The following is a 14,208-nucleotide window of genomic DNA, read 5'->3' as shown; positions in this document are numbered from 1 at the left end:
CGATTCTGCCGCGTGGCCGATGAAAACACCGGGTAGTCACCTGCTTGAAACAAATGCATTTCAGAATATACACTTGTTCATCGCCGACGAATCCGGCGCAGGAGCCCCCGGAGACATGAGCGAAAAGATATCCCCGCTGCGGGCCGCATTGCGCGATGCCGCGGTCACGAAAGAAGTCGTCGTCGAGCGCGCCGCGGTGCGCGCGATGCCCGACGTGTTGCAGCGCGCCGCCTCCGGCGCGCGCTGGATGCTCGTGACCGACGAGACCACCTGGGACGTGGCGGGCGAGGCCGCGCAGGCGCTGCTTGAAGCGCGCGGCATCGCGCTCGCGCCGCCGCTCATGCTGCCCGCGCGCCCGCGCCTGAAGCCGCGCGTGTCGGCCTCGACCACCATCGCGCGCAAGCTCGCCGCGCACGACCTCACGCCGGTGGCGGTGGGCTCGGGCGTTATCAACGACCTGGTCAAGCACGCCGCGTCGATCGCAGGCAAGCCTTACGTCTGCCTCGCGACCGCGGCCTCGATGGACGGCTACGCGGCTTCCGGCGCGGCGCTGCTCGACGAAGACGGCTTCAAGCGAACGCTCGCCTGCCCGCCACCCGTCGCGGTGCTCGCCGATCTCGGCGTGCTCGGCGCCGCGCCCGCGCGCATGACGGCGTGGGGCTACGGCGATCTCGCGGGCAAGACAGTGGCCGGTGCCGACTGGCTGCTGGCCGATGCGCTGGGCGTCGAAGCGCTGAGCCGCCGCCCCTACGACATGGTGCAGGCGCACCTGCGCGACTGGCTCGGCGCGCCCGGCCGCATCGCCGCGCGCGACCCCGAGGCCACGGGCGACCTCATGGCGGGCCTCCTGGTCAGCGGCTTCGCGATGCAGGCCCACGGCAACTCGCGCCCGGCCAGCGGCAGCGACCACCAGTTCTCCCACTTGTGGGAAATGGAGAACCTGCAGATCGATGGCGAACCCGCCGCGCATGGCGCCTGCGTGGGCGTTGGCTGCGTCGCGATGCTCGCGATGTACGAATGGCTGCTGGCGCAGCCCGGCACCGCCTTCGCATCGGCCGCGGCGCACGCGCAGGATGGCTTCGATGACGCCGCACTCCTGCGCGAGATCGATGCAGCTTTCGATCGCGATGAATTCCGCTCCGCCGCACGCGAGGAGATGCACGCCAAGCGCGCCGCGGGCGGCCGCCGCGCCCGCATCGAGCACCTCGCCACCCTCTGGCCCGACCTGCGCCGCGAGCTCGCCACCCAACTCATCGGCGCCAGCGACATGCAGCAACGCCTGCGCACCCTCGGCGGCGCCGCGCACCCGGACGACCTCGGCATCGCCGCCGCGCGCCTGGCCGCCGACTACCGCCGCGCGCGCCTCATCCGGCGCCGCTACACCGTGCTCGACCTGCTCGACGAACTCGGCTGGCTCGATGCCGCGATCACCGATCTCTTCAGCCCCGGCGGCTTCTGGTCCGCCTGAACCTGCACCCCACGATCCACAGGAGACAGCGATGAATCTCGACCGACGCAGCACCCTGGCCACGCTGGCCATCTCATCCGCGCTATGGCTTGCGAGCGCCATGCCCGCGGCCGCCCAGCCCGTGCAGATCCAGTGGTGGCACGCCATGGGCGGCGCGCTCGGCGAGCGCGTCGATGAGCTCGTGAAAAACTTCAACGCCTCGCAGCAGAAGTACGTGGTGGTCGCCGTCAACAAGGGCAACTACGACGAGGTCATCAACGGGACCATCGCCGCCTACCGCGCCAAGCGCGCCCCGGCACTCGTGCAGATCTACGAGCGCGGCTTCATGACCATGCTGTTGTCCGACGCGACGATGCCGGTGCAGGACCTGCTCGACCAGCGCGGCTACAAGGTCGAGTGGGCCGATTTCGTCAAGCCCGTGGCCGGCTTCTACAGCTACAAGGGCAAGCTCATGACGATGCCCTTCAATTCGTCGTCGCCCATCCTCTGGTACAACAAGGCACACTTCGAGAAGGCCGGTTTCGCCAAGCCCGCCGAGACCTGGCAGGCGCTGGAGAAGCAGCTCTACGCCATCAAGCAGAAGGGCATCTCCGCCTGCGGCTCGGTGCTCGCGGGCGACTACCACTGGAGCCTGCTGGAGAACTACAGCGCCATCAACGACCTGCCGTACGCCACCAAGGCCAATGGTTACCAAGGGCTGGACACCGAGTTCGTCTACAACAAGACCTCGGTGGTCTCGCAGGTTGGGCGCATCAAGAAATGGATCGACGACGGCGTGATGCAGATCGCCGGCCAGGGCCTGAGCCCCGAGCAGCTCTTCACCTCGGGCAAGTGCTCCACCTTCTTCGCTTCGACCGCCGCGCACAGCGGCATCGAGCGCGAGGCCAAGATCGACTGGAGCGCTACGTACCTCCCGTGGGAAGAGGGCAAGCAACCGAAGAACAGCACCATCGGCGGCGCGTCGCTGTGGGTCATGAAGGGCCAGAAGCCGGCCGAGTACGAAGCCGCCGCGGCCTTTCTCGACTACCTCGCCAAGCCCGAGACGCAGGTCTGGTGGCTCAAGGCCACCGGCTACGTGCCGCTGACCAACAAGGCCTATGAAATGGCCAAGTCGCAGGGCTACTACAAGGAGCACCCGACGCGCGAGATCGCAATCTTGCAGCTCACGCGCGGCACGCCCACGGCCAACTCCACCGGCTTTCACTTCGGCAACTTCACCCAGACCATGATGGCGCAACGCGACGAGTTCGAGAACGTGGTCGCCGGCAAGAAGACGCCGCAGGTCGCGATGGACGATGCCGTCAAGCGCGGCAACGAAATCCTGCGCCAGTACGAGAAGCTCAACAAGGGCCGCTACTGAAAGCGCCCTCAGCCTGAGGAACGAGCATGGCCAAGCCCGAAGCCGGACTCAAGCGCGCGCACTTCAAGGACGTGCGCCTGCCCGTGCTGCTGCTCCTGCCGCAGCTGGCGATCCTGCTGTTCTTCTTTTTCATTCCGTCGTTCCGCGCGCTCGGGCAGGCCTTCTTCCTGTCCGACCCGTTCGGCAACACGGTGCACTTCGTCGGCCTCGACAACTTCGCGCAGCTGCTGCAGAGTGACACGTACCACGAGTCGGTGAAGGCCACGGTGGTGTTCACCATCTTGCAGAACCTGCTCACCATCGCGGTGGCGCTGGTGCTGGCCTTCGCGAGCGACCGCGTGATCCGCGGGCGCGGCATCTACAAGGCGATCATCCTGCTGCCCTATGCGATTGCGCCGGTCATCGCGGGCATTCTCTGGGCCTTTCTCTTCAACCCGGCGGTCGGGCCGCTCGCACATGTGCTGCATGCGATCGGCTTTGCGTGGGACCCGAACCGCGTGGGCTCGGACGCGATGATCCTGGTGATCCTCGCCGCCTCATGGAAGCACGTCTGCTACGACTACATCTTCCTGCTCGCGGGCCTCTTGGCGGTGCCTTCGTCGCTGCTCGAAGCGGCGGCCGTGGATGGCGCCGGGCCGCTCAAGCGCTTCTTCAGCATCGGGCTGCCGCTGCTCATGCCCACGATGTTCTTCCTTGCGGTGATGAACTTTGTCTACGGCTTCTTCGAGATCTTCGCCATCGTCGATGCGGTCACGCAGGGCGGGCCCGCGGGCGCCACCAACGTGCTGGTGTTCAAGGTCTACGTCGACGGCTTCATCAACCTGGACCTCGGCTCCTCGGCCGCGCAGTCGGTCATCCTGATGATCTTCGCGCTCTTCATGACGCTGCTGCAGTTCCGCTACGTCGAGCGGCGCGTGAGCTACGACGTATGACGTTCATGCCCAAGGAACAAGCCCATGGTTGAACGCGCCCCCGTGCTCGATGCCGTCTGCCATGCGATCCTGCTCGTGGGCGTGGCCTGCGTGTGCGTGCCGTTGTACCTCGCCTTCGTCGCGGGTTCGCTCACCATCGGCGAGGTGCAGCAGGTGCCACTGCCGTGGCTTCCCGGCGACCAGTTCGTGCAGAACCTGCGCACCGCGTGGACGCAGGCCAACTTCGGCCGGCTGTTCCTCAACTCTTTCATCGTGGCGCTCGGCATCACGGTCGGCAAGATCGCGGTGTCGCTGCTGTCGGCCTTCGCGATCACGTACTTCCGCTTCCGCTTTCGCATGACGGCCTTCTGGCTGATCTTCGTGTCGCTGATGCTGCCGATCGAGGTGCGCATTTCGCCGACCTACGAATCGGTGGCCAATGCGGCGCTGCCGGTGCAATGGCTGGTCGAGACGCTGCACCTGTCGCAGGTGTGGAACGCGGTCACCGGGCACAGCATCGACATCCAGCTGTCGTGGAACATGGTCGATACGTACCCGGGCCTGATCCTTCCGCTCATCGCCTCGGCCTCAGCCACCTTCCTGTTTCGCCAGTTCTTCCTCACGGTGCCCGACGAGCTGTGCGAAGCAGCGCGCATCGACGGCGCATCGCCGATGCATTTCTTCTGGACGATCCTGCTGCCGCTGTCGCGCTCGAACATCGCGGCGCTCGCGATCATTTTGTTTCTCTACGGCTGGAACCAGTACCTCTGGCCGCTGCTCTTCACCACCGACAAGGACATGGCCACGGCGGTGATCGGCCTCAAGCACCTGATCCCGCGCTCCGATTCGCAACCGGCCTGGAACGTGGCGATGAGCGCCGCGCTGCTCACCATGCTGCCGCCCATCCTCGTGGTGGTAGCGTTGCAGCGGTCGTTCGTCAAAGGGCTGGTGGACAGCAGCAAGTGAAGCGAACGCAACCAACAAGGACACTGCAGAAAATGATCATCGTGGGGCACCGCGGCGCACGCAACCTCTGGCCCGAGAACAGCCTGAGCGGTTTTCGCAAGCTCATCGCATCGGGCGCCGATGCGGTCGAGTTCGACGTGCAGGAAACGCGCGACGGCACGGCCGTGGTCATCCACGATCCGCTGCTGGACCGCACCACCGAGGGCACCGGGCCCGTGCGCGACCGCACGGGCGCCGAGGTGCTGGCGACGCGGCTGCGCGAAGGGCAGGGCGAGCAGGGTGGTGAGCGAGGCGAATGCGTGCCATCGCTCACCGAGGTGCTGCGCCTCTTCGCGCCCACGCGCATGGAGTTGCATGTGGAGATCAAGACCGACGCGGCCGGCGAACTGCCCGCGGGCGCGGTGGCGCGCATGGTGCAGGCGCTGCACGACGCGGGCGTGGCGAAGCGCAGCTACCTCACCTGCTTCGTGCCCGAGGTGCTGGAGCAGGTGCTCGCCTGCTGGCCGAGCGGTCGCGTGCTCGCCTCGCTCGACCACCGCTCGGCCGAGATGCTCGGCGGCATCGGCCGTGCGCTCGCCCGCTATGCGGCGATGCCGGGGTGCGTGGTAGCGGTCGAGAAGAGGCTGCTTGCGGCGACGTGGTCGCAATGCCTCGCCGCGCTCGGCACCGAGCGGCTGGGCGCATGGGTCATCAACGAGCCCGACGAGATCGCGGACTGGCTCGCGATGCCGATACGGCAGATCACCACCGACCGGCCCGACCTGGCGCTGGCCGCACGCCGATGAGTGCACGGCCCATTGCGCGACGACGCCTGCTGTGCGGCGGGCTCGCCGCTGCATCGCTGGGCCATCCCTTTCTTCAACTGCACGCACAGCAGGCATCGCGCGAACTCTTCACATTGGGCGTGGCCTCGGGCACGCCCAGGCCCGACGGCATGGTGCTCTGGACGCGCCTTGCGCCCGAGCCGCTGCAAGGCGGCGGCATGGGCGATGCGTCGGTCGATGTGCGCTGGGAGGTCGCGGAGGACGAGCGCTTCCGTCACGTCGTGGCCAAGGGTACGGCGACGGCTGTCGCCGAGCTCGCGCATTCGGTGCATGTCGAAGTGCAAGGCCTGCAGCCGGGGCACCCGTATTGGTACCGCTTCACCGCAAGCGGCGCGCGCAGCCCCGTTGGCCGCACGCGCACCGCGCCGGCCGAGGGCGACGACGCCTCGCAGCCGCTGCGCTTCGCGTTCGCGTCGTGCCAGCAGTACGAACAGGGCTACTACGCCGCCTACCGGGACATGGCCGCGCAGCCGCTCGATTTCGTCGTGCACCTGGGCGACTACATCTACGAAAGCTCCTGGGGCTCGCGCCATGTGCGCCGCCACGAAGGCGGCATCCCGACGCAGCTGGGCGAGTTCCGCGACCGCTACGCGCTCTACAAGACCGATGCGCACCTGCAGGCCGCGCACGCCGCCTTCCCCTGGCTCGTGACGTGGGACGACCACGAGGTGGCGAACGACTACACCGACGACATCTCGCCGCGCACCATCGACCCCGCGCAGTTCCTGGCGATCCGCGCTGCCGCGTATCAAGCGTGGTACGAACACATGCCCGTGCCCGCGAGCATGCGGCCGCGCGGCGCCGATGCCACCATCTACGGTCACCACCGCTTCGGCCGCATGCTCGACGTGCTGCTGCTGGACGGGCGCCAGTACCGTTCGCACCATGCCTGCCTCGCGGGCCGCAGCGCCTCGCCGTTGGCCGATTGCGCCGACCGGCTTGCACCCGGGCGCAGCTTCCTCGGCGCGAAGCAGGAGGCCTGGCTCGCGAACGAACTCGCCGCGCCGCCCGCACGCTGGACCGTCATCGCCCAGCCCACATTGCTCGCCGAGGCCGACCGCAAGCGCGGCCCCGAGCAGGGGTACTGGATGGACGGCTGGGACGGCTATGCCGCATCCCGCACGCGCCTCCTCGACGCGCTGGCCGCGAACAAGGCGCGCGGCGGCGATGCGCTCGTCGTCAGCGGCGACGTCCATGCCTTCTGGGCCGCCGACCTGCGCCGCGAGCCGCAAGGCGCCGCCATCGCGACCGAGTTCGTCGGCGGCGCCATCACCTCCGAAGGGCCGAGCGCCGCGAGCGTGGCCAACATGCTCGCGAAGAACGAGCACCTGCGCTACGGCCGCGCCGACAAGCGCGGCTACGCGCTCATGACGCTCGATGCGCGCGGCTGCGCGGTCGAGTTCCGCGCGGTGGACGATGAGAAGAATGCCGACTCGCCCGTGAGCCCCATGGCCCGCTTCTCGGTGGCCCGCGGCGCGCCCGGCGTGCATTTCGAAACCACCTGAAATCTCCGGCGCCTGCAGGATTGCGTGGCCGTGCCTATGATGGCCGCCGCCCTTCCAACCCTCCTCATTTCCCTCGGAGCGCGCCCCCATGAGCATTCCCACCACCCGCCTCGGCCGCACCGGCCTCACCGTGTCCCGCCTTGCCCTCGGCACCATGACCTTCGGCCTGCAGACCGACGAGGCCGTGTCGCACCAGATCCTGGACAAGGCGGCCGAAGGGGGAATCAACTTCCTCGACACCGCCGACGTGTACCCGCTGGGCGGCACTGTCGAGACCACCGGTCGCACCGAAGAAATCATCGGCAACTGGCTCGAGAAGCAGGGCCCCGCGGGCCGCCGCCGCTTCGTGGTCGCCACCAAGGCCGTCAACAAGGTCGGCCCGAACCCCTGGGACCAAGGCGCATCGCGCAAGCATTTGCTCGATGCCATCGACCTCTCGCTCAAGCGGCTGAAGACCGACCACGTCGATCTGTACCAATTGCACATGGACGACCGCGAGACGCCGCTTGAAGAGACGCTCGAGGCGCTCGACATCATCGTGAAGTCGGGTCGCGCGCGTTACATCGGCGTGTCGAACTTCCTGGCCTATCGGCTGGCCCGCGCGCTCGGCAAGTCCGACCTGCACCGGTTCACGCGCTTCGTGTCGGTACAGCCGCGCTACAGCCTCCTGTTCCGCGAGATCGAGCGCGAGCTGCTGCCGCTTGCGAGCGAAGAGGGCCTGGGTGTGATTCCCTACAACCCGCTGGCCGGCGGCCTGCTCACCGGCAAGTACAAGCCCGGCGCCAAGCCCGAGGAAAACACCCGCTTCACCCTCGGCACCGCGGGCGGCATGTACCAGGATCGCTACTGGAACGAGCGCAGCTTCAACACCGTGACGCAGCTGCACAAGCTGGCCGACGAGGCGGGCGTGCCGCTCGCGACGCTGGCGGTGGCGTGGGTGATGGCGAACCCGCTGATCACCGCGCCGCTGCTCGGCGCGAGCCGGCCCGAGCAGCTCGAAGCGACCATTGCGGCGGCCGAGTACAAGCTCGATCCGGCGCTCAAGCAGAAGCTGGACGAGCTGACCGCCGAGTACCGCAAGGGCGACGCCCCGCGCTGATGCTTGTCTTGCTCCTTCCCCTTCCGGGGGAAGGTTGGGATGGGGGCGAGCGGCCTTTGACCAGCCGCTGGTGCTTGATACGCCGTGAGCCCCCACCCCAGCCCTCCCCCGGGAGGGGAGGGAGCAAAACCCAAACTGTCAGAACTGTCAGTTAGTCGACAGCGAAGGGTTGGAGCCGGGTTCTTAGAGTGAACCCACCATGGTTCCCTTCGCCAATTCCCCATCACCGAAAGCGACAGCCGTCGCTCTCGCCGCACTGCTGCTCGCAGGCTGCGCCGTCGGCCCCGACTATGTCCGTCCACAGATGGACGTTCCGGCCGCCTACAAGGAAACCGGTCCCTGGAAGACCGCCACGCCGCAGCTCATCGACGCGAGCCATCCCTGGTGGGAGGCCTACGGCGACACCACGCTGAACGCGCTGGTCGTGCAGGCCAACGCCGCCAACCAGAACATCCGCATCGCCGAAGCCCAGTACCGCGAGGCACAGGCCATCGCCGCCGCCGCGCACGCGGGCTTCTTCCCGACCATCGGCCTCGATGCCGGTGCGACCCGTGCGCAGACCAACAGCACCGGCACCATCAAGCGCGCCACCACCGACACCCTCGGCCTCGCCGCGAGCTGGGAGCCCGACCTGTGGGGCGCCGTGCGCCGTTCCGTCGAGGCCGGCAATGCCGACGTGCAGGCGAGTGCCGATGACCTGGCCGGCGCTCGCCTCAGCATCCAGACCACGCTCGCGCAGGACTACCTGCAGATCCGCGTCATCGACCTGCAGCGCGACCTGTACGCGAGCACCACCACGGCCTACGCCAAGGCGCTCGAGCTCACGCAGCACCAGTACGCCGCCGGGACGGTACTGCGCTCCGACGTGGCGCTCGCGGAAAGCCAACTCAAGACCGCCGAAGCGCAAGCCGTCGACCTCGAAGCGCAACGCAGCCAGCTCGAACACGCCGTCGCCGTGCTGACGGGGCAGGCGCCCGCGTCCTTCACGTTGGCACCGCTTCCCTCCTCCGCACAGACGACGGCCGCGTCGCTCTCGTCCACCGACGCGCTGCGCGTGCAGCTCCCGGTCACGCCCGCGGGCCTGCCTTCGGAACTGCTCGAACGCCGCCCCGACATCGCTGGCGCCGAGCGCCGCGTGCAGGCCGCCAACGCCAACATCGGTGTCGCCAAGGCGGCCTACTACCCGCAGATCGTGCTGAGCGCGAGCGGCGGCTTCAGCGCCGGCAACCTCGCCTCGCTCTTCAATACGCCCAGCCGCGTGTGGTCGCTCGGCGCCGCGCTCGCGCAGACGGTGTTCGACGGTGGCCTGCGCAAGGCGCACACCGACCAGGCCGTGGCCACCTACGACGCCTCGGTCGCGCAATACAAGCAGACGGTGCTCGGCGGCTTCCAGCAGGTCGAGGACAACCTTGCGGCCCTGCGCGTGCTCGACCGCGAATCCGCCCTGCAGGCGCAGGCCGTGCAGGCTTCCCAACTCGCAGAGCGGCTGGCCCTGAGCCAGTACCGCGCCGGCACCGCCACATACCTCAGCGTGGTGACGGCGCAGCAACTCTCGCTCACGAACCAGCGCACCGCCGCGCAGGTGCTCGGCCGCCAACTCGCGGCCAGCGTCTCGTTGATCGCAGCCACGGGCGGCGGCTGGACCGCTGCTGAAACGACTTTCGGAAATTGATGCCATGACGACGACCACAACCCAAGCTCCTCTTCAGCGCCGCTCGACCTGGGTCGCGGCCGCCACGCTCGTGATCGTGCTGGGCGGCGGCGCCTGGGCGCTCAACCACAACAAGGCCTTCGGCGCGAAGCCCGAGGCGCCCAAGACACCTCCCGTGCAGGTGACCACCGCGCGCGTCACGCCGCAGAACGTGCAGGTCTACCGCTCGGGCATCGGCACCGTCGCCTCGATGGCCACGGTCACCGTCAAGGCGCGCATCGACGGGCAGCTCGACAAGGTCGGCTTCACCGAAGGGCAGGACGTGAAGGCCGGCCAGCTGCTCGCGCAGCTCGACCCGCGCACGCTGCAGGCCCAGCTCGCGCAGGCGCAGGCCACCAAGGCGAAGGACGAAGCCCAGCTCGTCAACGCCCGCGCGGATCTGAAGCGCTACACCACGCTGATCGCGCAGGACGCCGCCACGCAGCAGCAGGTCGACACGCAGAAGGCCCTCGTCAACCAGCTCGCCGCCACCGTGCAGACCGACGCCGCGCAGGTGCAGTTCGCCGAGGTGCAGCTGAGCTTCACCCGCATTGTTTCGCCGATGAATGGCCGCGTCGGTGCGCGGCTGGTCGACCCCGGCAACATCGTGCATGCGGCCGACACCAACGGCCTGGTCGTCATCAACCAGATCGACCCCATCGCGGTGCAGTTCACGCTGCCCGAGGAGGCGGTGCAGGACATCAACCGCGTGCAGCAGCAGAGCAACCAGCCGCTGGCGGTGGTGGCCTATGACCGCGCCGGCAACCAGATGCTCGGTGCCGGCAAGCTCATCCTGCTGAACAACCAGATCGACACCACCAACGGCACGGTGCAGCTCAAGGGCAGCTTCGCCAACCCGCAGCACACGCTGTGGCCCGGCCAGTACGTCAACGTGCGGCTGGACCTCGACCGCCGGCCTGATTCGCTCACCGTGCCCGCCGCCGCCGTGCAGCGCGGCCAGGACAGCACCTACATCTGGGTGGTCGATGCTGAGAACAAGGTCAACAACGTGCCCGTGCACGTGCTGCAGATCGCCGACGGCGTGGCCGTGATCGACAAGGGCCTCGCGGCTGACCAGCGCGTGGTGGTCGATGGCCAGTACAAGCTGCGCGCCGGCGCCACCATCGTCGAGCCGCCGCCGGTTGCCAAGGCCACGAAGACGGGCAACGCGGCGCAAGTCGCGACCAGCACCGGGAGCGGCAATTGAGCATTTCCGCCGGATTCATCAAGCGCCCCATCGGCACCACGCTGCTGGCGCTGGCCATTCTCCTGGTCGGTGCGGCGGTGTTCCCGCTGCTGCCGGTGGCGCCGCTGCCGCAGGTCGACTTTCCGACCATCCAGGTGTCGGCCAACCTGCCGGGCGCGAGCCCGGAGACGATGGCCTCCAACGTGGCGCAGCCGCTCGAGCGACAGTTCTCGCTGATCGCCGGCCTGTCGCAGATGACATCGACCAGCGGCCTCGGCTCCACGCAGATCACGCTGCAGTTCGACCTGGACCGCAACATCGACGCCGCCGCGCTCGACGTGCAGGCGGCCATCACCGCCTCCACCGGCCAGCTGCCCGCCAACCTGCCGAGTCCGCCGAGCTTTCGCAAGGTGAACCCGGCCGATTCGCCGATCCTGATTCTTTCGGTGCAGTCCAAGACGCTGCCGCTCACCGAGGTGAACGACTACGCCGACAACATCCTCGCGCAGCAGATCTCGCAGATCGCGGGCGTGGGTCTCGTCAACATCGGCGGCGCGCAGAAGCCCGCGGTGCGCGTGCAGCTCGACCCGGCCAAGCTGGCCGCGCTCGGGCTGAGCCTGGAAGACGTGCGCACGGTGCTCGCGTCGGCCACGGTGAACGCGCCCAAGGGCACGATCGACGGGCCGAACCAGAGCTTCACCGTCTATACCAACGACCAGCTGCTCAAGGCACAGCCGTGGAACGACGTGATCCTGGCCTACCGCAACGGCGCGCCGATCCGCGTGCGCGACCTGGGCGTGGCCATCGACGGCCCCGAGAACGCCAAGATCGCCGGCTGGGCCTATGCGGGCGCCGCCGCGCCTGAAGGCAACACCATCCAGAATGGCCGCTCCATCGTGCTGGCCATCACCAAGCAGCCGGGCGCGAACGTGATCGAGACGGTGGACCGCATCAACGCCGCGATGCCGCGCCTGAAGGCGTCGATTCCGCCGACCGTCGAAGTCAACGCGCTGGTCGACCGCACGCAGACCATCCGCGCCTCGGTGCTCGACGTGGAGTTCACGCTGCTGCTGACCATCGCGCTCGTGGTGGCGGTGATCTTCGTGTTCCTGCGCAACGTGCCGGCCACGCTGATCCCGAGCGTGACGGTGCCGCTCGCGCTGCTCGGTACGGTCGCGGTGATGTACCTGCTGGGCTACAGCCTGGACAACCTCTCGCTCATGGCGCTCACCATCGCGGTCGGCTTCGTGGTGGACGATGCCATCGTGATGCTGGAGAACATCTACCGCTACGTGGAAGAGGGCATGTCGCCGCTGGAGGCGGCGTACAAGGGCGCGGGCGAGATCGGCTTCACGATCATCTCGATCTCGGTGTCGCTGATCGCGGTGTTCATTCCGCTGCTGCTCATGGGCGGCATCGTGGGGCGGCTGTTCCGCGAGTTCGCGGTGACGGTCACGCTCACCATCGTGGTGTCGGTCGTCATCTCGCTCACGCTCACGCCGATGCTGTGTTCGCGCTTCCTGAAGAACGAGCATGCACGCAAGCACGGCCGGCTCTACCTCCTGTTCGAGCGCGGCTTCGACGCGATGCTCAATGGCTACAAGCGCGGCCTGCACGTGGTGCTCGACCACCAGTTCATCACGCTGATGGTCTTCATCGCCACGGTGGCGGCCACGGGCTTCCTGTTCATGGTCATTCCCAAGGGCTTCTTCCCGCAGCAGGACACGGGCTTCATCTCGGGCTTTGCCGAATCGGCGCAGGACGCTTCCTTCGCCTCGATGAACGCGCGCATGCTGGAGCTGGCCGATGTGGTGCGCAAGGACCCGGACGTCTCGGCCTTCGGCATGAACGGCAGCTCGTCGACCTTCAACACCGGCAACTTCTACATCAACCTCAAGCCCAAGGACGAAGGCCGCACCGCGAGCGCCGACGAGATCATCACGCGGCTGCGCCCGCAGCTGGCCAAGGTGCAGGGCGTGAACCTGTTCCTGCAGGCGGGGCAGGACATCCGCGTGGGCGGCCGGTCGTCGCGCACGCAGTACCAGTACACGGTGACCGACTCGAACCTGGACGAGCTCAACACCTGGGCGCCGAAGTTGCTCGCGCGCTTCCGGCAGATTCCGGAGATCACCGACCTCGCCTCCGACCAGCAGAACGCCGCCGCATCTGCGGTGCTGACCATCGACCGCGACCGCGCATCGAGCTTCGGCATTTCGCCCGCGACCATCGATGCGACGCTGTACGACGCGATCGGCCAGCGCCAGGTGGCGCAGTACTTCACGCAGCTCAACAGCTACCACGTGGTGCTGGAGGTGACGCCCGCGCTGCAGCAGGACCCGGCGCTCTTCAGCAAGCTGTACCTCACCTCGCCGCTCACCGGACAGCAGGTGCCGCTCTCCACCTTCGTGAAGGTGGACACCAGCAAGACCGCGTACCTCTCGATCAGCCACCAGGGCCAGTTCCCGGCGGTGACGATCTCGTTCAACCTCGCACCGGGCCATGCGCTGGGCGATGCGGTCAACGCCATCAACAAGGCGCAGGCCGAGATGGGCATTCCGCAGTCGCTGAGCGGCGCGTTCCAGGGCACGGCGCAGGCCTTCCAGGATTCGCTGTCCTCGCAGCCCTACCTGATTGCCGCGGCGCTGGTGGCGGTGTACATCGTGCTGGGCCTCCTGTACGAAAGCTACATCCACCCGCTCACGATTCTCTCGACGCTGCCATCGGCTGGCGTGGGCGCGCTGCTGATATTGATGGCGGGAGGCTACGACCTCAGCGTGATCGCGCTGATCGGCATCATCCTGCTCATCGGCATCGTGAAGAAGAACGGGATCATGATGATCGACTTCGCGCTCAAGGCCGAGCGCGAGCAGGGCATGGCGCCGCAGGAGGCGATCTACCAGGCGTGCCTGCTGCGCTTCCGCCCGATCATGATGACCACCATGTGCGCGCTGCTCTCGGGCCTGCCGCTGATGCTGGGCCATGGTTCCGGCTCGGAGCTGCGCCGGCCGCTGGGCTACGCGATGGTCGGCGGGCTGATACTCTCGCAGGCGCTCACCTTGTTCACCACGCCGGTGGTCTACCTGTACCTGGACCGCGCCCACTACTGGTACCTGCGCCGCAAGGAAGCGCGCAAGGCCCGCAAGGCGGCAAGGAACGGGCAGGAGACCCCGCCGGTGGCCGAAGCGCACGGTTAGGTGCC

The 14,208-nt window shown here is 67.8% G+C and carries 10 protein-coding genes; all 10 read left to right on the top strand.

Annotated features, from left to right (window positions below):
* Nucleotides 1-115: 115 nt before the first annotated feature.
* The 10 genes from GNX71_RS25500 (at nucleotide 116) to GNX71_RS25455 (ending at nucleotide 14,203) form a co-directional block, all read left to right on the top strand.
* Nucleotides 116-1,468, top strand: a complete 1,353-nt coding sequence (locus GNX71_RS25500) for a sn-glycerol-1-phosphate dehydrogenase (RefSeq protein ID WP_206175008.1) — start codon at nucleotides 116-118, stop codon at nucleotides 1,466-1,468.
* 31 nt (nucleotides 1,469-1,499) lie between these two features.
* Nucleotides 1,500-2,828 (top strand): extracellular solute-binding protein, encoded by a 1,329-nt coding sequence (locus GNX71_RS25495; protein WP_206175007.1) that lies wholly within the window; start codon nucleotides 1,500-1,502, stop codon nucleotides 2,826-2,828.
* A 26-nt stretch (nucleotides 2,829-2,854) separates the two neighbouring features.
* Complete coding sequence (locus GNX71_RS25490; RefSeq protein ID WP_206175006.1) at nucleotides 2,855-3,760, top strand: ABC transporter permease subunit; 906 nt, start codon at nucleotides 2,855-2,857, stop codon at nucleotides 3,758-3,760.
* A 24-nt stretch (nucleotides 3,761-3,784) separates the two neighbouring features.
* Complete coding sequence (locus GNX71_RS25485) at nucleotides 3,785-4,705, top strand: ABC transporter permease subunit (protein WP_206175005.1); 921 nt, start codon at nucleotides 3,785-3,787, stop codon at nucleotides 4,703-4,705.
* A gap of 32 nt (nucleotides 4,706-4,737) precedes the next feature.
* Entirely contained in the window at nucleotides 4,738-5,490 is a 753-nt protein-coding gene (locus tag GNX71_RS25480) for a glycerophosphodiester phosphodiesterase family protein (protein ID WP_206175004.1), read from the top strand.
* Nucleotides 5,487-7,034 carry an alkaline phosphatase D family protein gene (locus GNX71_RS25475; protein WP_206175003.1) on the top strand — a complete coding sequence of 516 codons (1,548 nt, stop codon included), beginning with the start codon at nucleotides 5,487-5,489 and terminating at the stop codon, nucleotides 7,032-7,034. Before GNX71_RS25480 ends, GNX71_RS25475 begins: the two co-directional genes overlap by 4 nt.
* Nucleotides 7,035-7,122: 88 nt before the next feature.
* A complete protein-coding gene (locus tag GNX71_RS25470; protein WP_206175002.1) occupies nucleotides 7,123-8,133 on the top strand; it encodes an aldo/keto reductase in 1,011 nt (336 codons plus the stop codon).
* 199 nt (nucleotides 8,134-8,332) lie between these two features.
* Nucleotides 8,333-9,805, top strand: a complete 1,473-nt coding sequence (locus tag GNX71_RS25465; RefSeq protein WP_206175001.1) for an efflux transporter outer membrane subunit — start codon at nucleotides 8,333-8,335, stop codon at nucleotides 9,803-9,805.
* 4 nt (nucleotides 9,806-9,809) lie between these two features.
* Nucleotides 9,810-11,030: an efflux RND transporter periplasmic adaptor subunit gene (locus GNX71_RS25460; RefSeq protein ID WP_206175000.1), complete on the top strand. Its 1,221-nt coding sequence runs from the start codon at nucleotides 9,810-9,812 to the stop codon at nucleotides 11,028-11,030.
* Complete coding sequence (locus GNX71_RS25455) at nucleotides 11,027-14,203, top strand: efflux RND transporter permease subunit (RefSeq protein ID WP_206174999.1); 3,177 nt, start codon at nucleotides 11,027-11,029, stop codon at nucleotides 14,201-14,203. The genes GNX71_RS25460 and GNX71_RS25455 overlap by 4 nt, the downstream gene beginning before the upstream one ends.
* Nucleotides 14,204-14,208: the final 5 nt, after the last annotated feature.

The sequence above is a fragment of the Variovorax sp. RKNM96 genome (assembly GCF_017161115.1).
Classification (GTDB): domain Bacteria; phylum Pseudomonadota; class Gammaproteobacteria; order Burkholderiales; family Burkholderiaceae_C; genus Variovorax.
This window is presented reverse-complemented; position numbering and strand designations above follow the sequence as displayed.

Bases quoted from the DNA above. Each gene is read 5' to 3' on its own strand.
- GNX71_RS25500 (WP_206175008.1), top strand. From the start codon at position 116: ATGAGCGAAAAGATATCCCCGCTGCGGGCCGCATTGCGCGATGCCGCG.
- GNX71_RS25495 (WP_206175007.1), top strand. From the start codon at position 1,500: ATGAATCTCGACCGACGCAGCACCCTGGCCACGCTGGCCATCTCATCC.
- GNX71_RS25490 (WP_206175006.1), top strand. From the start codon at position 2,855: ATGGCCAAGCCCGAAGCCGGACTCAAGCGCGCGCACTTCAAGGACGTG.
- GNX71_RS25485 (WP_206175005.1), top strand. From the start codon at position 3,785: ATGGTTGAACGCGCCCCCGTGCTCGATGCCGTCTGCCATGCGATCCTG.
- GNX71_RS25480 (WP_206175004.1), top strand. From the start codon at position 4,738: ATGATCATCGTGGGGCACCGCGGCGCACGCAACCTCTGGCCCGAGAAC.
- GNX71_RS25475 (WP_206175003.1), top strand. From the start codon at position 5,487: ATGAGTGCACGGCCCATTGCGCGACGACGCCTGCTGTGCGGCGGGCTC.
- GNX71_RS25470 (WP_206175002.1), top strand. From the start codon at position 7,123: ATGAGCATTCCCACCACCCGCCTCGGCCGCACCGGCCTCACCGTGTCC.
- GNX71_RS25465 (WP_206175001.1), top strand. From the start codon at position 8,333: ATGGTTCCCTTCGCCAATTCCCCATCACCGAAAGCGACAGCCGTCGCT.
- GNX71_RS25460 (WP_206175000.1), top strand. From the start codon at position 9,810: ATGACGACGACCACAACCCAAGCTCCTCTTCAGCGCCGCTCGACCTGG.